The sequence below is a fragment of the Dechloromonas hankyongensis genome (genome assembly GCF_022012295.1).
Lineage (GTDB): Bacteria > Pseudomonadota > Gammaproteobacteria > Burkholderiales > Rhodocyclaceae > Azonexus > Azonexus hankyongensis.
In genome coordinates this window covers 1,613,922-1,629,590 of record NZ_JAKLTN010000001.1, presented here as the reverse complement: position 1 = coordinate 1,629,590, position 15,669 = coordinate 1,613,922, and the positions used below count along the sequence as shown (strand labels likewise).

General features: G+C 62.2%; 19 protein-coding genes. 4 read left to right on the top strand and 15 right to left on the bottom strand.

The window, feature by feature from the left end:
* Positions 1-17: 17 nt before the first annotated feature.
* Positions 18-446, bottom strand: coding sequence for a GlcG/HbpS family heme-binding protein (locus tag LZ012_RS07755; protein ID WP_275709281.1), 429 nt, complete (start codon positions 444-446; stop codon positions 18-20).
* Positions 446-1,372, bottom strand: coding sequence for a catechol 2,3-dioxygenase (locus tag LZ012_RS07750; protein WP_275709279.1), 927 nt, complete (start codon positions 1,370-1,372; stop codon positions 446-448). The genes LZ012_RS07755 and LZ012_RS07750 overlap by 1 nt, the downstream gene beginning before the upstream one ends.
* A gap of 182 nt (positions 1,373-1,554) precedes the next feature.
* Between LZ012_RS07750 and LZ012_RS07745 the strand changes: the two genes are divergently transcribed.
* A complete protein-coding gene (locus LZ012_RS07745) occupies positions 1,555-2,265 on the top strand; it encodes a GntR family transcriptional regulator (RefSeq protein WP_275709276.1) in 711 nt (236 codons plus the stop codon).
* Positions 2,266-2,310: 45 nt separating this feature from the next.
* Here the strand turns inward: LZ012_RS07745 and LZ012_RS07740 are convergent, their stop codons facing one another.
* Genes LZ012_RS07740 through LZ012_RS07710 form a run of 7 tightly spaced genes read right to left on the bottom strand, consistent with a single transcriptional unit; the run spans position 2,311 to position 7,314 of the window.
* The gene (locus LZ012_RS07740) at positions 2,311-2,652 is read right to left on the bottom strand and encodes a 2Fe-2S iron-sulfur cluster binding domain-containing protein (protein ID WP_275709274.1); all 342 of its coding nucleotides are present in this window, start codon (positions 2,650-2,652) and stop codon (positions 2,311-2,313) included.
* Positions 2,653-2,669: 17 nt separating this feature from the next.
* Positions 2,670-3,731, bottom strand: coding sequence for an NADH:ubiquinone reductase (Na(+)-transporting) subunit F (locus tag LZ012_RS07735; RefSeq protein WP_275709272.1), 1,062 nt, complete (start codon positions 3,729-3,731; stop codon positions 2,670-2,672).
* 12 nt (positions 3,732-3,743) lie between these two features.
* Positions 3,744-4,100 (bottom strand): phenol hydroxylase subunit P4, encoded by a 357-nt coding sequence (locus LZ012_RS07730; protein ID WP_275709270.1) that lies wholly within the window; start codon positions 4,098-4,100, stop codon positions 3,744-3,746.
* A 58-nt stretch (positions 4,101-4,158) separates the two neighbouring features.
* On the bottom strand, positions 4,159-5,715 hold the full coding sequence (locus LZ012_RS07725; RefSeq protein WP_275709267.1) for an aromatic/alkene/methane monooxygenase hydroxylase/oxygenase subunit alpha: 1,557 nt from the start codon (positions 5,713-5,715) through the stop codon (positions 4,159-4,161).
* Between the two features lie 14 nt (positions 5,716-5,729).
* Positions 5,730-5,999 carry an MmoB/DmpM family protein gene (locus tag LZ012_RS07720; RefSeq protein ID WP_275709265.1) on the bottom strand — a complete coding sequence of 90 codons (270 nt, stop codon included), beginning with the start codon at positions 5,997-5,999 and terminating at the stop codon, positions 5,730-5,732.
* An 8-nt stretch (positions 6,000-6,007) separates the two neighbouring features.
* Positions 6,008-6,997, bottom strand: coding sequence for an aromatic/alkene monooxygenase hydroxylase subunit beta (locus tag LZ012_RS07715; protein ID WP_275709262.1), 990 nt, complete (start codon positions 6,995-6,997; stop codon positions 6,008-6,010).
* 47 nt (positions 6,998-7,044) lie between these two features.
* Positions 7,045-7,314 (bottom strand): phenol hydroxylase subunit, encoded by a 270-nt coding sequence (locus LZ012_RS07710; RefSeq protein WP_275709260.1) that lies wholly within the window; start codon positions 7,312-7,314, stop codon positions 7,045-7,047.
* 414 nt (positions 7,315-7,728) lie between these two features.
* On the opposite strand from LZ012_RS07710, the gene LZ012_RS07705 reads away from it, so the two are divergent.
* Both LZ012_RS07705 and LZ012_RS07700 read left to right on the top strand, forming a co-directional pair.
* Positions 7,729-9,405: a sigma-54-dependent Fis family transcriptional regulator gene (locus tag LZ012_RS07705; protein ID WP_275709258.1), complete on the top strand. Its 1,677-nt coding sequence runs from the start codon at positions 7,729-7,731 to the stop codon at positions 9,403-9,405.
* Positions 9,406-9,417: 12 nt separating this feature from the next.
* Positions 9,418-10,320 (top strand): LysR family transcriptional regulator, encoded by a 903-nt coding sequence (locus LZ012_RS07700; protein ID WP_275709256.1) that lies wholly within the window; start codon positions 9,418-9,420, stop codon positions 10,318-10,320.
* Between the two features lie 65 nt (positions 10,321-10,385).
* Here the strand turns inward: LZ012_RS07700 and LZ012_RS07695 are convergent, their stop codons facing one another.
* The 3 genes from LZ012_RS07695 to LZ012_RS07685 form a co-directional block, all read right to left on the bottom strand.
* The gene (locus LZ012_RS07695) at positions 10,386-11,534 is read right to left on the bottom strand and encodes an iron-containing alcohol dehydrogenase (protein WP_275709254.1); all 1,149 of its coding nucleotides are present in this window, start codon (positions 11,532-11,534) and stop codon (positions 10,386-10,388) included.
* Positions 11,535-11,794: 260 nt separating this feature from the next.
* Positions 11,795-12,622, bottom strand: coding sequence for an HDOD domain-containing protein (locus LZ012_RS07690; RefSeq protein ID WP_275709252.1), 828 nt, complete (start codon positions 12,620-12,622; stop codon positions 11,795-11,797).
* On the bottom strand, positions 12,616-12,912 hold the full coding sequence (locus tag LZ012_RS07685) for a hypothetical protein (protein ID WP_275709250.1): 297 nt from the start codon (positions 12,910-12,912) through the stop codon (positions 12,616-12,618). The genes LZ012_RS07690 and LZ012_RS07685 overlap by 7 nt, the downstream gene beginning before the upstream one ends.
* Positions 12,913-13,221: 309 nt before the next feature.
* On the opposite strand from LZ012_RS07685, the gene LZ012_RS07680 reads away from it, so the two are divergent.
* Complete coding sequence (locus tag LZ012_RS07680) at positions 13,222-13,773, top strand: hypothetical protein (RefSeq protein ID WP_275709249.1); 552 nt, start codon at positions 13,222-13,224, stop codon at positions 13,771-13,773.
* 32 nt (positions 13,774-13,805) lie between these two features.
* On the opposite strand, the gene msrA is transcribed toward LZ012_RS07680, so the two are convergent.
* The 3 genes from msrA to LZ012_RS07665 all read right to left on the bottom strand — a co-directional run bounded on the left by msrA (position 13,806) and on the right by LZ012_RS07665 (position 15,660).
* The gene (msrA, locus tag LZ012_RS07675; RefSeq protein ID WP_275709247.1) at positions 13,806-14,426 is read right to left on the bottom strand and encodes a peptide-methionine (S)-S-oxide reductase MsrA; all 621 of its coding nucleotides are present in this window, start codon (positions 14,424-14,426) and stop codon (positions 13,806-13,808) included.
* A gap of 108 nt (positions 14,427-14,534) precedes the next feature.
* Positions 14,535-14,801 carry a pentapeptide MXKDX repeat protein gene (locus LZ012_RS07670; RefSeq protein ID WP_275709245.1) on the bottom strand — a complete coding sequence of 89 codons (267 nt, stop codon included), beginning with the start codon at positions 14,799-14,801 and terminating at the stop codon, positions 14,535-14,537.
* 70 nt (positions 14,802-14,871) lie between these two features.
* Entirely contained in the window at positions 14,872-15,660 is a 789-nt protein-coding gene (locus tag LZ012_RS07665; RefSeq protein ID WP_275709243.1) for a molybdopterin-dependent oxidoreductase, read from the bottom strand.
* Between the last annotated feature and the right edge of the window lie 9 nt (positions 15,661-15,669).

Genomic DNA, 15,669 nt, shown 5'->3' with positions numbered 1-15,669 from the left:
TCTGTTGGGTTTCGTTGTCAGGCCAGCCCGATGGCGGCCAGTCCTGCCTTGGCGCATTCCTCGTCCTCGGACTCCGAGGCACCGGATACACCGATACCGCCTATCCATTCACCGCCCTCGCCCGGCACCGGCAAACCGCCGCCGAACACGATCAGGCGAGGCTGGTTGGAGAAGCCGAACTTCATGCCGTCGTCGTGGCCGATGGCGCCCATCCAGGCCTTGGTCGGAAAACCGAAGCTGGCCGAGGTGTAGGCCTTGTCGATGGCGATGTCGATGGAGTGGATGTAGGCACCCGGCTGGCGCAGGAAGGCCATCAGGTTGCCGCCGCGGTCGACAACCGCGACGTTGATTTTCCAGCCCTTCGCCGCCGCGAAGGCAACCGCCGCCGCACAGGCTGCGGAGGCTGCCTCGGCAGTGATCCCCGGTGTGCTGACGGCGACTTGCATCAGGTCACCACCGTCAGGAAGCGGTCGTTCAGCTTGCGGTCGTGGTAGAACACGGCGGCGCCGACTTCATCCATCGTCCACTTGGTCGGCTTCTGGTCGGGGTAGGCATAGTTGCCGCCGCAGAAGGTTTCAAAGCGATTGCCGTTCGGATCGAAGGCGTAAATCGTCGTACCGCGGGTAACGCCGTGGCGGGTCGGGCCGATATCGATGGAGACGCGGTTCATCGACATGATGTCGGCGGCGCGCAGCACCTGCTCCCAGGTTTCGAGCAGGAAGGAAACGTGGTGCAGCTTGCCCGGTTCCGGATGGCGAACGAAGGCGATGTCGTGCGCCTTGGTCGAGCACGACAGCCAGATGGCCAGATCCTGGCTGTCATCGAGGGCGATGTGCTCGACCAGGAAGAAGCCGAGGACGTCGGTAAAGATGGCCTGGGCCTTCTCGATGTCCGGGCCGTAGAGCAGCGCGTGATCGAGGCGGATCGGGGCGATGCCCTTTTCGGCATTGGCGCACCAGGCTTCCGGGTTCAACTCGCCCATTTCGTTGCCGATGGCGGTCTTGTGCGCATACAGCTCGATGTCGTGACCAGTCGGCAGCGTGAAGCGCACGCGCTCACGGGTTTCCAGCAGGTCGCCGGCCTCGATGCGCTTGGTAGCAACGCCATAGGCGTTGAGGTCCTTCTCCAGCTTGGCCAGGGTGGCGTCGCTGTCGACCTTGAAGGCAAAGAAGTCGACCCCGGCGTTATCGGCCTGACGCAGGATCACGCTGTGGTGATCGCGCTCTTCCCAGGTCTTGAAATAGACGCGTCCCATGGCATCGCGGCCGGTCTCGATGAGACCCAGGACGTTCGAATAGAAATCAACGCTTTCATTGAGATCGAGCACTCTCAGTTGAACGTGCCCGGGACGAAGTACGCCAGTCATTGCCATTTGTCTGCTCCTTTTTTTGAGTGTGGCGGTCACATAAAAATCTATGCAATCGCTTTACCATAACGATATTTACAGTTAATCTCGATGTCAACAATTTTTCTCGAGATTTTTTAATTCACCCGAAAATTCCTGCTATCGGGTTAGAATTTTGCAAACGTGGTCCTACCCATAAGCCAAACATCATGAACATCAGCGCTACTGCCGAAGGCCTCGCCGCCGAGCCGAAAACCCTGGTCGAATCGGCCTACCGCGCCTTGCGCCGGGACATCATCGAAGGCCGCCTGGCCCCCGATGAAAAGCTGCGCGTCGAACACCTCAAGGACAACTACGGGGTCGGCGCCGGCACCCTGCGCGAAGCCCTCTCCCTGCTCATCTCCGACGCCCTGGTGATCAGCCAGGGGCAGCGCGGCTTTCGCGTCGCCCCGGTGTCGCTCGAGGATTTCGAGGACATCACCCGCACCCGCGTCATGCTCGAATGCAACGCCCTGCGCCAATCCATCGCCATGGGCGACGATGCCTGGGAGGCCAACCTGCTGGCCGCCTTCCACCGCCTCGCCAAGGCCGAGGAAAAGCGCATCGGCAGCGAGGACCGGGAGGAATGGGAAGAACGCAACCGCATCTTCCACGAGGTGCTGATCGCCGCCTGCCCGTCGCGCTGGCTCAAGCATTTCCTGTCCATCCTCTATCACCAGGCCGAGCGCTATCGCCGCATGTCGCTCTACCTGCAGCCCATCCCGCGCGACATCCACGTCGAGCACGAAGCCCTGCTCCACGCCGCCATGAACCGCGACGCCGACAAGGCCGCCGACATCCTGTCCGAGCACATCCAGCTCACCTTCCGCTCGGTGCAATCGATCCCGGTCGAACAGCTGAACGAGAAGCGGCACGCCTGATCAGCGAAGCCGTCATTCCCACGCAGGCGGGAATGACGGTTTCTTCTAGGCCGCCGCCGACACCGCCGACGCCAAGGTCTGCGTCCGGCAAACGTTCTTCGCCATTTTTCCCAGCACGCGCAGCGTGATGTCGCTGGTCGGCCGCACCCGACAGGCCAGCACCCGGCCCGCCGCCTCGTCCTCGACGCTGACGTAGTCGCGGCTCATCACCCGCTTCTGATAGCTGCCCGAGGTGATTTCCACCTTGCACACCCCGCAGCCGCCGCCCCGGCACCCGACCGGTATGCCCTTCTTGCCCAGGCGCTCCATGCCGACGAGCAGAGATTCATTGGGTGAGCAACGAAAGGTCTCGCCGGTTTCCTCGATCAACACGTTGAAATAGATCATGGCCGCTCCGTCGCCGATCAGATGTTCCTGAACAGCGGGCTTTTCAGCTGCTGCGAGGCATCTGCCGCCGAGAAGAACTTCTCCATGTAGATGTCGCGCTCGAACAGCCGGCCCTGCATCAGGGCCGTGATGCACGCTTCGATCATGGCCGGCGGACCGCACAGGTAGGCCTTGTGGCCGCGGAAGTCGTTGCCGAAATAGGCCTTCGCCGCCTCGTGCACGAAGCCGCGCTGCCCCGTCCAGTCCGAACCGGCCGGCTCGTCGGACAGCGCCGGCACGTAGGTGAAGTTCGGGTATTTCCCGGCCAAAGCCCGAAACTCGGCGTCGTAGTACAGCTCGGCGCGGCTACGCTGGCCATAGACCAGGGTCATCGGCAACGAACAACCCTCGCTGAGTAGGTCTTCGATCATCGACTTCGGGCTGGACAGCCCCGAACCGCCGGCCATGAAGACCAGAGGCACGTTGGCCGACTTCTTGACGAAGAAGCGCCCGTACGGGCCGGTAAACTTCAGGCGGTCGCCGACCTTCAACTGCTCGTGCAGCCAGGTCGTGACCTGCCCGCCGGGCACGATGCGCACGTTCAGCTCGACCACGTTGTCGGTCTGCGGCGCATTGGCCAGCGAGAAGGCGCGCGACTGGCCACCCAGGGCTTCGATTTCCAGATTGATGTACTGGCCGGCCTGGAATTTCATCGGCCGGTCCAGCTTGAGCCAGATGCCCTTGATGGTCGGCGTCAGCGACTCGATCCTGACCACCTCGCCCTCGTAATCCTCGACCGGCAGGTTCAGCGAGTCGGGATCGTCCTCGATCTCGGCCTCGATCACTACATCCGATTCGAGTCGGGAGCAACAGGCCAGGCATTTGCCCTCCTCGCGCTCGAAGTCCATCAGGGCAAAGGTCGAAGCCTCGCCGTGATCAACTTCGCCGTCCGTCACCTGCACCTTGCAGGTGGCGCACAGGCCGTGGCAGCAGGCGTGCGGCAGGTAGATGCCGGCGCGCAGGGCGGCGTCGAGGATGGTCTGGCCGTCCTCGACTTCGATGGTCTGGCCCAGCGGTTCGATGGTCAGTTCGTAGCTCATGCCGCCCTCGACCTAGAAGTAGGTGCCGTTGCCGTTGAGGCCGGGCGTCTGCAGGCGCAGCACGTCCTTGTGCTTGAGGCCCAGCTCGGCCAGGGTCTTGTTCATATCCGGCTGGAACGGCTGGCCGGACTTGAGCCAGACGGCCTTGCCGAAATCGACCTTCTCCCAGTCCGGGTGACGGCTGTACGAATGCGGCAGGTGCTTCTCGACCAGTTCCGAGAACTTGGTGCTCGGCGGGATGCAGTAGGCAAACGGCGCGCAGAACATCAGGTGATCATCCCAGCCGACGTAGAGCAGCTGGTTGCCGTGGAACTTGTCCTGCGTATCGGCGGCCGGGAAGTTGTATTCGCTAAGGGCTTTGACAGCCATGTTCGTCTCCTAAATGCTTGTCGGGAGGGCGCAATCGCCCTCCGCTGGTTGTGATCGATCAGGTGTTTTGCGTTGCGGCACCGCGCCAGGCAGCAAAATTGGCCTGGTCGCCCGAGCCTTCGTAGTCGAGGTTGTCCTTGCCGTTTTCGACGTGGTACCACTCGAGCACCTTGGCCATCGGGTCGAAGCCTTCGACCGTCGGGTCGGTGCCTTCGGGGAAGCAATTGCCCTGGTAGATCTGGTGCACCGGCAGCCAGGCCTGGACGTACTTCTCCGGTTCGTCGTCGAAGATGTGCTTACAACCGTCCGAACAGGTGTGGTACTTCTCGCCCTGGTAATCGGATTCGCGGTAGCAGATCTTGGTCGGGTCGTCCGGCTCGGTGAACACCATCGGAATCTGGCAGACCTGGCACAGCATGGGCAGCGTGTTGTTGTAGAAACGCTCGCCCTTGTCGGCCATCTCCCGCCACTTTTCGTAGCGCGGCCGGTAGTACTTGTCGAAGGTGTTCGGGTACTTGGCCGACAGCCAGTCCATTTCCTCGTCGTTCGGCAGCCAGGTGTGGAAGGCCGAGGCGTGGGCGTACTGGTAGAAGGTGGCCCAGGCCTGGTGCGAGATGTGTTCCTTGTCGACCGTGCATTGGGTGATGCAGTCCGGCACCTTGATGCCGTACTTGGCCAGGTCGTTGAACAGCGCGCCGCCGTTCTGCTCGAAGTAGATTTCCCAGGCTTCCTTCCAGCTCATGACGCGCTTGGGCAGCATGTAGTCCATCATCATGCCGACCAGGGTCAGCACGCGGATGCCGCGCCAGGCCCACTTGTCGATCCACTTCTGAACGATGGGCAGGTTGTCCGGGTCCTGTTCCAGCATGAACTTGATGCACTCGAGGCCGAGCGTCATGTGGCGTGCTTCGTCGGACTGGGCCGAGAAGCCGAAGGTCACCGTCGCCATGTCGCCGTTGTAGGCGGCACCGGACATGAAGGGCACGAACAGCAGGTTGGTCAGCACGTATTCGAAGGAGAAGCCGATGGCGATCATCCATTCGAAGGGGCCGGCCGAGAAGGCGTCGTCGAAGAAGGATTTGGGCACCGACAGGTACCAGACGCGCTCGATCTGGTGCGCGGCGCCGGCGTGGAAGCCTTCGTAGAACTTGTTGTAGTTCGACAGGGCGTGGATCTGGGTCTGGGCGTGGCGGATTTCGTCGATCGACTGCATCAGGCAGGCGACGCGCGGGCCGACGCCCGGGAAGTTGCGGCCGGCCGCGGCGAAACCGCGGTGGGCGACGTATTCGAGCGGCGAAATGCCGGTCAGGAACAGCTTGACCGCATTCAGGTAGCGCGCATCGGTGATGCCGAGGTGGCCGTTGTTCTGGGCGAAGGCGTCGAGCACGGCGTACAGCTTGCGCTCCTTCTCGGCCTGGTACTTCCAGTAGGCGTCCATGGTCAGGCGGAAGGGGTCTTCCCACTTCTCCCAGTCGTGAATCTTGATGCCTTCGAAGGCAGCCTGCGGGAAGACCTTGTCCATCGGCTGGTAGGTGGTTTCCCAGCCCAGGCCGCGCGTCATGTGGGCGTACTTTTCCTTGAGGCCCAGCTTCTTGGTGTTGGTTTTCATGTCCATGTGAGTCTCCTTGCTCAGTTTTTCCAGGCCAGCGTGAACTGGTCGTCGTCCTCGTCGATGTTGCCGGACAGCGTGATCAGGTTGATCTGCAACTCCTGCAGGTCGAAGTCGCGGCCGATGCGTTCCTCGATGGATTCGCGCTTGATGACCAGCTTGCCCTCGGCATTGATCTTGACCATGGCCGGCTGCTCGTCGAGCACCGCATGCGGGTTGTCGGCGAGGATGGACTCGACGATGGGACGGGTGTCCTCGTTGGTTTGAAAGGCGATGAATACGGTAGACATGAAAACTCCTAGACAGCCAGGCCGAGCTTGGCGCAGCGGGCGTTGAATTCGGAGGCGAGATCGGCCAGCACCTCGTCGGCCTTGTCGCCGAAGGCACGCTGGGCAATCGGGGCGAGCGCCTCGCGGGTGGCCGAGCGGTACTGTTTGATCCAGGCGCTCAGCTGATCCTTGTTGGCCGGCGACTCGGCGGCCACCACCTTGATCTGGGCATCGACCCACTTGGCGGTTTCGGCCGACCATTCGGCCATGAAGCGGGTCATCATCGAAATGGCCGTGCCGCCGTGGGCCGAGAACTCAGCATCCAGGTAGTCGTAGAGCATCGGATTGAGCAGGCCTTCGAGCACGAAGTTCTGGGCGACGAAAATCTCGAACCAGTCGTCGAGGACGAGCAGGTTCTCGACATGGTGGCGCATCGGCTGCCAGGCGGCGCCGGACATCCAGGCTTCCTTGGCGGCATCAAGGGCATCCGGACCGTCGAGCACCAGCCCGATGCGGGTCAGGTACTGGGCGACGCCGAGGTGGTCCATGGCGTGGTACAGGCAGGGCTGGGTGATGACCGTGCCGTAGCCGTAGGCCGCGATATAGGAATTGCCCATGTTGCCGCCCCACTCGACATGGCGCATCGGCACCAGGACGTCGAGGGCGATCTGCTTCAGTTCGGCCGGGATCATTTCGGCCAGGCCACGATCCTCGATCATGTCGAAGCTCGACTCGGCGGCGTCCTGCTGGCGGGCACGGGCGATGGTGTAGGCCCCGTAGTAGAACTGGCGCGGGTCCTTCAGCGCGTACCAGTCCTTCATCTCGATCTTGGTGCGCTTCTTGTCGAACAGCACGCGGTCGGCATCCCAGGTCGGCCGGTAGTGGAAGATGTGCTCCTGCTGGATGTTGTAGCTGCCTTCCTGATAGCGGCTGGCCGGCTTGTCGCCGAAACGCTCGATCAGGTGGTCGAAGGTGTGGCGCAACGGCTTGATGGCCACGGTACGCAGATCAATCTGCATGTAGGTCTCCTCTCGTTATTCCCCGCGGGCGGGGTATTCAAACTTCGTCAAACTGCGTCTTCAAAACCCTGGCGCGAGGCATCGTTCAACCGGGAAACCCAGTCGCCCTGATCCGAGGTGGCCGGATCGAGCACGATGACCTCGTTGCCCAGGCAAAACTCGTGGAAGGCCGGTTCGGGCAACATCAGCTCGACAGCCAGTTCCGGATCGCCGATCGAAAACTCGAATTCGATGAAGCCGTCAGGACGACGCTTGCAAATGCGGACATAGTGACGCCCCGCATCGAAGGTGCTGCCTTGCTTCTCGTGATGCCCCATGCCCTGCCTCCTGAAAACTGCGCAGCGCCCATCGCTGCCGGACCTTTCTTTATCAAGGAGCGTGCCAATGAATTAAGTCGCTGTTTTTATTGGAAACACGAAAAACAGATGCCCGTTTTGCTGCGGCGCACGATTACGATCTGATGAATAGATTTCGCTTCAGTTAATCAAATGATCAACTGCCGGATGACCGGTTTTGATGCCCGAAGCCGCCCCCGCGAATTCCGCCGCGCCGGCCGCCATGCCATGTGAATGGCGCGCCGTTTTGGGGTGCATGCACTCCCCCACGGCCGACAAAACCGTGGAATAATCTCGAGAAAATTATCGGTTGCCGGAGCAAGGCCAAGTCGGCACCACGACAGAACATAAGCAGACCGCCCCGGCCCCGGGGACGCTCCGCGACAGTGAGACAACATGACTATCATCCGTTACCCGGAATCGAACGACCTGCGCAATCTGGTCAAGTTCTGCGAGAAGGACGGCACGATCTGGCTGGCCGAGAACCGCATGGTGCTGATGCACACCTCGGCCCTCGGCGCCCTGCGCCGCGAGTTGGTCGGCTCGGTCGGCAAGGAGCACGCCCGTCGCCTGCTCACCCGCATGGGTTACGCCGCCGGCGTCTGCGACGCCGAGCTGGCCAAGCGCATCCGCGGCCACCAGTCGCTGCAGGACGCCTTCTTCACCGGCCCGCAACTGCACATGCTGGAAGGCATCGTCCGCGTCACGCCGATCGACATGAAGCTCGATTTCGACAGCGGCACCTTTTCCGGCGAATTCCTGTGGGAGAACTCCTGGGAGCAGGATATCCACCTGCGCGAACTGGGCCAGTCGGACGAACCGGTGTGCTGGTCGCAGATCGGCTACGCCTCGGGCTACACCTCGGCCTTCATGGGGCGCTTCATCCTGTTCAAGGAAGTCGAGTGCGTCGCCTGCGGCCACAACAACTGCCGCATCGTCGGCAAGCCGCTGGAGGAATGGGAAGACGCCGACCAGCACGCCGGCTATTTCGAATCCGACTCCATGCTCAACCACCTGCTGGAACTGCGCCACCAGGTCGACTACCTGCGCACCACCATTTCGCAGCAGGGCCAGGCGCCGCAACTGGTCGGCAATTCCAAGGGTTTCCAGCATGCCTACGACCTCGTCACCCGCGCCTCGGGTACCCAGGTCACCGTGCTGCTGCTCGGCGAAACCGGCGTCGGCAAGGAGCGTTTCGCCCGCACCCTGCACCAGATGAGCAACCGTAAGCAGGGGCCGTTCATCGCCGTCAATTGCGCGGCGATGCCCAACGACCTGATCGAATCCGAGCTGTTCGGCGTCGAGAAAGGCGCCTTCACCGGCGCCCAGACTTCGCGCATGGGCAAGTTCGAGCGCGCCGACGGCGGCACCCTGTTCCTCGACGAAATCGGCGAACTGCCGCTCGCCGCCCAGGCCAAGCTGCTGCGCGTGCTGCAGGAAGGCGAGATCGAACGCTTGGGCGACGACCGCGTGCGCAAGCTGAACATCCGCCTGGTCGCCGCCACCAACGTCGACCTGCAGGCCGCCGTCAAGGCCGGGCGTTTCCGCTCCGACCTCTATTACCGGCTCAGTGTCTATCCGATCCAGATTCCGCCGCTGCGCGAGCGCATCGCCGACATCCCGCTGCTCATCGAGGCCATGGTCACCCGCTTCGGCACGCTCTACGAAAAGAAGCTGCTCGGCGTCAGCGACAAGGCCATGCAGGCCATCAAGCACTACCAGTGGCCGGGCAACGTGCGCGAACTGGAAAACATGATCGAGCGCGGCATCATCCTCGCCCCCAACGGCGGCTGGATCGAACTTGAGCACCTGTTCGCCAACGTCGCCGACAGCGATTTCAGCGAAGCACAGATTTCGCAGGCCGGCAGCCTGGAGCAGAAGCAGGAGCCGTGCGCCTCGGCCGGCCTGATCGATGCCATCCTGGCCAGCGGCATCCCCTTCGAGGATCTGGAAAACCGCCTGATCGACGAGGCCGTCAAGCGCGCCGACGGCAACCTGGCCGGCGCCGCCCGCACGCTGGGCATTACCCGGCCGCAGCTGCAATACCGGCTGAAGAAGAAGGATGGCGGCTAAGGGGGAGCTGACATGGAATTCAGGCAACTCAAATACTTCATCGCCGTCGCCGAGGAACTCAACATCGGCCGCGCCGCGACCCGCCTGCACATTTCGCAGCCGCCGCTGACCCGGCAGATCCAGCAGTTGGAAGAGGAATTCGGCACCCAGCTTTTCCTGCGCACGGCGCGCGGCGTCGAGCTGACCCAGGCCGGCGAGATGCTGCTGCGCGACGCCCGCAACATCCGCGAGCTGATGACCCAGGCCGTCGAGCGCGTCCGCGAGGCCGGCCAGGGCAAGCGCGGCAAGATGGACATCGGCATTTTCGGCTCGGGCATCCTCGACGTCATCCCCAAGGTCTTGCACGCCTTCCGCGCCAGCCACCCGGACGTCCAGATCGCCCTGCACCAGATGAGCAAGAAGGAGCAGATCGAAGCCCTGCGCCAGCACCGCATCATGGTTGGCTTCAACCGCATGCTCGCCCCCCTGCCCGACATTTCGTCGGAGCCGGTCATGCTCGAAAGCATCATGGTCGCGGTCAACGAGAAACACCCCCTGGCGGCCAAGGCAGCCATCCTGCTCAAGGAACTGGCCGGCCAGCCGCTCATCCTGTTCCCCAGCGGCGCGCGCCCCAGCTTCATCGACAAGGTGTGGTCGCTGTGCGCCGGCGAAGGCTTCGAGCCGAATGTCGCCCAGGAAGTCGGCGACGCGCCGACCAGCGTCGCCCTGGTCGCCGCCGGCTTCGGCCTCAGCCTGGTCCCCGAAGCCGCCACCAGCCTGAGCGTCCCCGGTGTCGTCTACCGCCGCCTGGCCAACGCCCCCGACGCGGTGGTCGACCTCAGCTGCATTTACCGCACCGACGAGACCTCACCGATCTTGCAGGCCTTTCTGCAGACCATACGGGAATTCCGGGCGAAGAACGACGGGCGGCATTGAGCGAAGCGGCCAGGCAGGTGTCGCTGAGACGCCCGCCCTGCCGTGCGGCCGGCAGACTGCGCTGCTTACAGTGCGTTGGTCAGGATGGCGACCACCGCTTCCCGGGGGTAGCTATCGGCAATACCGAAGACGCGCAGGTTCCCCAGCACGTTGTCGACGGTGGCAGGCAGGTCTGCTTCGCGGATTCCCAGCTGCCCCAGCCGTGTTGGCGTACCGATCTTGGCGAACCACGCCTCCAGCGCCGCAATGCCTTGCTCGCCGGTATCGACGCCAAACACGTTTCGGGCGAACCGCGTGAACTGGGCCGGGTTGCGCTCCTGGTACCACTTCATCCAGGCCGGCACGACGACCGACAGACCGGCACCGTGCGGCACGTTGAACAGCGCCGAAAGCGAGTGCTCGATGGCATGATTGGGATAGCTGAAACCGGCGGCGCCGGAATAGCTCAGTCCATTCAAAGCCAGGGTCGCCGCCCAGGCGAACTGGGCGCGCGCATCGTAGTCGGCCGGATCGGCGAGCAATGCCTCGGTCGTCTCGATGATGGTATTGAGGAGTGACTCGACCAGCCGGGACTGCAACCTGGGATGCACGGTCGCGGTGAAATAGGCCTCGATCAAATGCGCGATGACGTCGGCCGCCGAATAGGCCAGATAGTCGCGCGTCACCCCCTGCATCAGCGCCGGATTGACGATGGAAACCTTAGGGAACAGCGCCGTCGAGGCGATAAAGAACTTTTCCCGTGTCTCGTCGTTGGTAACGACCGACGACGGGTTCATCTCGCTGCCGGTAGCGGCCAGGGTCAGGATGGCGAACAAGGGGAGTGCCGACGCGATGCGCGCCTTGCCGGCAAACAAATCCCACACGTCGCCGGCGTAAGGCACGCCGGCGGCAATCGCCTTGGCGCTATCGAGCACCGAACCGCCGCCGACGCTCAGGATGGCATCGACCTGCTGCGTTCTGGCCAGCGCAATCCCTTCACGCACCTTGGAGATGACGGGATTGCTGACGATGCCGCCGAGTTCGACCAGTGAAATCCCTTTCTCGGACAGGCTCTTGCTGACCAGATCAAACAGGCCTTCCCGCTTGATGCGCTCGCTGCCGTAGCAGAGCAGCACCTTCTTGACGCCATGCTCGGCCAGATGCCGTCCGATCAGTTGCTCCTTGCCGGTCCCGAATTCGATCCTGGTCGGATTGAAGAAGGTGAAGTTTTCCATGTCCTTATCCTTTGCATGAAATGGTATGCCTTGCCGCTTGAGGCGTATTTTTGTCCATGCACACCATTCATCGATATACGAATCGTCCGCTTTTCTTGCCTGATTCTCCAACAGCGCCTTGCCGTATCTAGCTCAACAAAGCGCGGCATCCGATGCTGAGGAAATGGAAGACCCAAGCGCCAATTGCGCCACCGCGCCGCCCAAGCGAACGCCCGTCAGCTCACGCCGACGATCTGAAAGGAATGGTGGGGACCAGGGACTCAGAATCCGGCTTGCCGGAAGCGGGCCCGGCAGCGACCGTAACAGTCGCGCATTTCCTCGCTGTCCCACGCGATCTGCAGACTATGGACCGCTGCCGCATTGAGCCTGGTCAGGCGATTCTTGGGCGAAGGGGGGATATCCAGAGCGCGGGTCAGACTCTCGGCCACGTTGATGACGGCCTGCAACGGGCTGCTGACCGTGGTGCCATCGTGATGCTCGGCAATCGCCGACACGAAATCGTCGGGCAGCCCCCAGTGCCGGGTGAGTTCCCCCCCCAGCATCGCATGATCGACCCCGAAAATAGCCGCTTCATGCTCCAGCAACCTGCCGTCGATCGCTGATAGCCGATACACCTCCTGGAAGGCATCGGCATCCAGAACATGGAAACAGAGCTGCCCGATATCGTGCAGTATGCCGGCGACGAAGGCCTTTTCCGGCGACACGCCGCATAGCGCGGCCAGTTCCTGGGCGACGATGGCGACCGCCCGCGAATGCTGGAGCAGGAAATCCGCCCCCTTCTGATTGGCGAGAAACTTGTTGAGCGCCGATTCGACCACGATGCGGCGCAACTGGTTGACGCCGATCAGCGAGGCGCCGATGAACGGATCGTAGATTTCCGACTGGAGATGAACGCGCCGAATGCGGTTGGCCGTTGCCAGGATGCCGGAGGTGATCACCGGGTCGTTGCGCGCCAGCCGGGCGAGCGCTTCGAGCGAGGTATCTTCGTCGCGCAGCATGTCCAGCAGTTGCAATACCACCTGTGGAAACGGCGGCAAGGTGCCGGCCAGTTTGGCTGCGTCGGCGGCGAGATTGGCTTGGCTCAACATGTGCCGGGTCCCTCGGCAAGCAATGCAGCCAGCAGGGGGCCGCAATTTTCGTCGGGGTCGGCGCCGAAGATTTCGTGCAGCCGGGATTCGTAGCGGGCCACCGCTTCCGCCCGGCCTGCCTCATCAGCCGGCGCCTGCCGCGCGACGGCGACGCACTCCACCCCCTTGGTGATCAATTGGCTGATCGTGCTGGCGGTAATGCTGCTGCCGACCGCCAAATGCATCGACAACTGCTGGCCGGAGCGGCCGAAGACCGGCCTGGCCAACACCATGCCGGGCTCGAGATCCATCGTTGAAAGCCAACAATGGGCACCTGGAGATGGGCCTTCATCCGTCTCGATCAACATCGCTGTCCGTCCAGTTTGTCGTCTTTGATAAATTTCTCAACAAGATAACCAAATCCTGCGCCGAAAGCCAGATGCCACAATGGCCGGCCTACTGAGGGTTGGATCACTGAGGGAACCTTGCCGTTCGCAACCACTCGAAAAAGAGTACGGGTGAACTGTTCACCGTTCCGTGTGTGGAGTTGTTCGGACCGCCTGCCGGAAAAAGCTGCTCTACGAAACACGTAGCATCTATTGTGCAGGGCAGCGTTCGTTATGGCCGTTTCACTGAATATCCAGCCAGTCGCGCTCACCGATCCGAGCACGATCAATCCGCTCTTCGACCGGTCGCCGACCAGCGCCGCTGCGGTAAGCAGGGCGGCAGTCGCGGACAGTACTTCCAGTATCGTCCGCGTGTCGTCGCTTGGGCGCTTCCTGGCAGCAACGCCAGTAGCCGATACATCGCCCGCGGCTGCACCCACCGCAAATGCCGCGACCGTTACGGCGGCAGCCCCAGTTGGCGTGTCGAATGCCGACGCCTTGGCCGCAACACAGAGCACCTCGGCCGCAGCGGCTGCCTTGCAATCCCTGGTGAATGATCCGGAATTACGTGCCCTTGCCAACAATCAGTTCAACCCGGTTTACTCGGCGCTAATGGCGGCCGCGCACCAAGCGGACTTCATCACGCCACAAGCCGAGACGCGATTCAATGCGCTTGCACTCGACATCCCGGCCCCTGTCCAGCCGATAACTCCGAGCGAGGCTATCAGCAATTACATCCAGGCGGCACAGGATTTCGTCCGCCAGCGGACGGAAAAGACGAGTTGAATTCGACGCGTTGAATTCGCGCTCCGGCCGGCCTACTGATAGAGCGCGGGGAATTGTTTGCGCAGATGCTCGATCTTGGGCAAGTCGTGGATGACGATGTAGGGTTGGTTGGGATGCAGCGCGAGATAGTTCTGGTGATACGCCTCTGCGGGATAGAACTGCTGCAGGGCAGCGACTTGGGTGACGATGGGTTTACCGAATGTACGATCCGCCGTCAGTTTCTGTATCTGGTCGGCGACCGTTTTTTGCTGCTCGGCATCGGTGTAGAAAACAGCTGAACGGTATTGGCTGCCGACGTCCGGGCCTTGCCGGTTGAGTTGCGTCGGGTCGTGAGCGACGACGAAGAAGACTTGCAGTAGTTGTTGATACGAAACCTGCGCCGGATTGAAGCGAACGCGCACCGCTTCGGCGTGCCCCGTGCGGCCGCTGCTGACCGCCTCGTAATTGGCCTTGTCGGCGCTACCGCCGGCATAGCCCGATTCGACGCTGGCGACGCCTTTGACGTGCTTGAACACGGCATCGACACCCCAGAAACATCCCCCGGCGAAAACGGCGGTCTGCAAGGCGTTATCCCGGACGCTCTCGGCCTGCACCGGAATGGCATGGGCGGGAATCGCAAACGCCAGGGCCAGTCTGGCGAGCAGCGCCGGCAAGCCGGCTGTCAACGATCTGAAAAGAAAATTCATGGTTTGCTCCTGCCTGGTGTCGCCTTGGAACGGTGGGGCCAGGCGAATTTGCCCCGTACCCCACCTGATACCTACTTACTTCTTCATTTCGTCCTTGCCCATGGCGTCCTTCTTCATTTCGCCTTTGCCCATGGTGTCCTTCTTCATCTCGCCCTTGCCCATGGCATCTTTCTTCATGCCATCCTTGGCCATGTGGTCCTTGCCCATCGCATCCTTCTTCATGCCGTCCTTGGCCATGCCGTCGTGCGACATGGCGTCTTTCTTCATCATGTCGTCGGCAAAGGCGGTGCTGCCGGCAAGCATCAAACATGCGGCGAAAATGCTGGTAATGATTGTTTTCATGATGGACTCCGTTGTAGTTGGTAAGTAGCGGCAAAAGTGCCGGGTATTCAGGGCAGTTGTGCGGGATTGCTCAGCTGCCGCCGAACCAGTTGTACCCCTGGTCTTCCCAGTAGCCCCCGGGGTAGGTGTTGGTGACGAAAATGGCCTGGATGTGCTTCGGGTTCTTGTAGCCGAGCTTGGTCGGCATCCGCAGTTTCATCGGGAAGCCGTAGCGCGGCGGCAAGGGCTGACCGTCGTAAGTCAGCGTCAGCAGCGTTTGCGGATGCAGGGCGGTGGGCATGTCGATGCTGGTGTAGTAGTCGTCGGCGCATTTGAAGCCGACGTACTTGGCGTTCAGATCGGCCCCCACCCGGCGCAGGAAGCTGGAAAACGGCACGCCGCCCCATTTGCCGATGGCGCTCCAGCCTTCGACGCAGATGTGACGCGTGACCTGGTCGGTCTGCGGCATGGCGCGCAACTCGGCGAGCGTCCAGGCGTGCTTGTCGGCGACCAGGCCGGTGACTTCAAGGCGATAGCCCTCTTCCTCGACTTCCCGGATCTCGTCCTCGCCGTAGTAGGCGTTGAACGGGAACGGGCGGGTAATCATCGAATCCGGATAGGTCGGCGCCAGCCGGTTGGGGTCGAACAGGAAGGCCTGGGCCTTGTCGTTGAAGCGCGAGACTTTCATCAGCGCATTTTCGACATCGCTTTCCTCGACGATGCCGCAGCCGCTAAGCAGCGACAGCCCGCCCAGACTCAAGGTCCGCTGCAGGAAGGCGCGGCGCATCGGTTGCTCGAGATGACGCCCCATATCCTTCAGCGCGTCCTTCAGTACGAGATCGCCATGGGCGATGGGTTGCCGGGAAGGTTTCTTGAACATGGCGATGAC

Coding starts and splice junctions, on each gene's coding strand:
- LZ012_RS07755 (WP_275709281.1), bottom strand. CDS start 446: ATGCAAGTCGCCGTCAGCACACCGGGGATCACTGCCGAGGCAGCCTCC.
- LZ012_RS07750 (WP_275709279.1), bottom strand. CDS start 1,372: ATGGCAATGACTGGCGTACTTCGTCCCGGGCACGTTCAACTGAGAGTG.
- LZ012_RS07745 (WP_275709276.1), top strand. CDS start 1,555: ATGAACATCAGCGCTACTGCCGAAGGCCTCGCCGCCGAGCCGAAAACC.
- LZ012_RS07740 (WP_275709274.1), bottom strand. CDS start 2,652: ATGATCTATTTCAACGTGTTGATCGAGGAAACCGGCGAGACCTTTCGT.
- LZ012_RS07735 (WP_275709272.1), bottom strand. CDS start 3,731: ATGAGCTACGAACTGACCATCGAACCGCTGGGCCAGACCATCGAAGTC.
- LZ012_RS07730 (WP_275709270.1), bottom strand. CDS start 4,100: ATGGCTGTCAAAGCCCTTAGCGAATACAACTTCCCGGCCGCCGATACG.
- LZ012_RS07725 (WP_275709267.1), bottom strand. CDS start 5,715: ATGGACATGAAAACCAACACCAAGAAGCTGGGCCTCAAGGAAAAGTAC.
- LZ012_RS07720 (WP_275709265.1), bottom strand. CDS start 5,999: ATGTCTACCGTATTCATCGCCTTTCAAACCAACGAGGACACCCGTCCC.
- LZ012_RS07715 (WP_275709262.1), bottom strand. CDS start 6,997: ATGCAGATTGATCTGCGTACCGTGGCCATCAAGCCGTTGCGCCACACC.
- LZ012_RS07710 (WP_275709260.1), bottom strand. CDS start 7,314: ATGGGGCATCACGAGAAGCAAGGCAGCACCTTCGATGCGGGGCGTCAC.
- LZ012_RS07705 (WP_275709258.1), top strand. CDS start 7,729: ATGACTATCATCCGTTACCCGGAATCGAACGACCTGCGCAATCTGGTC.
- LZ012_RS07700 (WP_275709256.1), top strand. CDS start 9,418: ATGGAATTCAGGCAACTCAAATACTTCATCGCCGTCGCCGAGGAACTC.
- LZ012_RS07695 (WP_275709254.1), bottom strand. CDS start 11,534: ATGGAAAACTTCACCTTCTTCAATCCGACCAGGATCGAATTCGGGACC.
- LZ012_RS07690 (WP_275709252.1), bottom strand. CDS start 12,622: ATGTTGAGCCAAGCCAATCTCGCCGCCGACGCAGCCAAACTGGCCGGC.
- LZ012_RS07685 (WP_275709250.1), bottom strand. CDS start 12,912: ATGGATCTCGAGCCCGGCATGGTGTTGGCCAGGCCGGTCTTCGGCCGC.
- LZ012_RS07680 (WP_275709249.1), top strand. CDS start 13,222: ATGGCCGTTTCACTGAATATCCAGCCAGTCGCGCTCACCGATCCGAGC.
- LZ012_RS07670 (WP_275709245.1), bottom strand. CDS start 14,801: ATGAAAACAATCATTACCAGCATTTTCGCCGCATGTTTGATGCTTGCC.
- LZ012_RS07665 (WP_275709243.1), bottom strand. CDS start 15,660: ATGTTCAAGAAACCTTCCCGGCAACCCATCGCCCATGGCGATCTCGTA.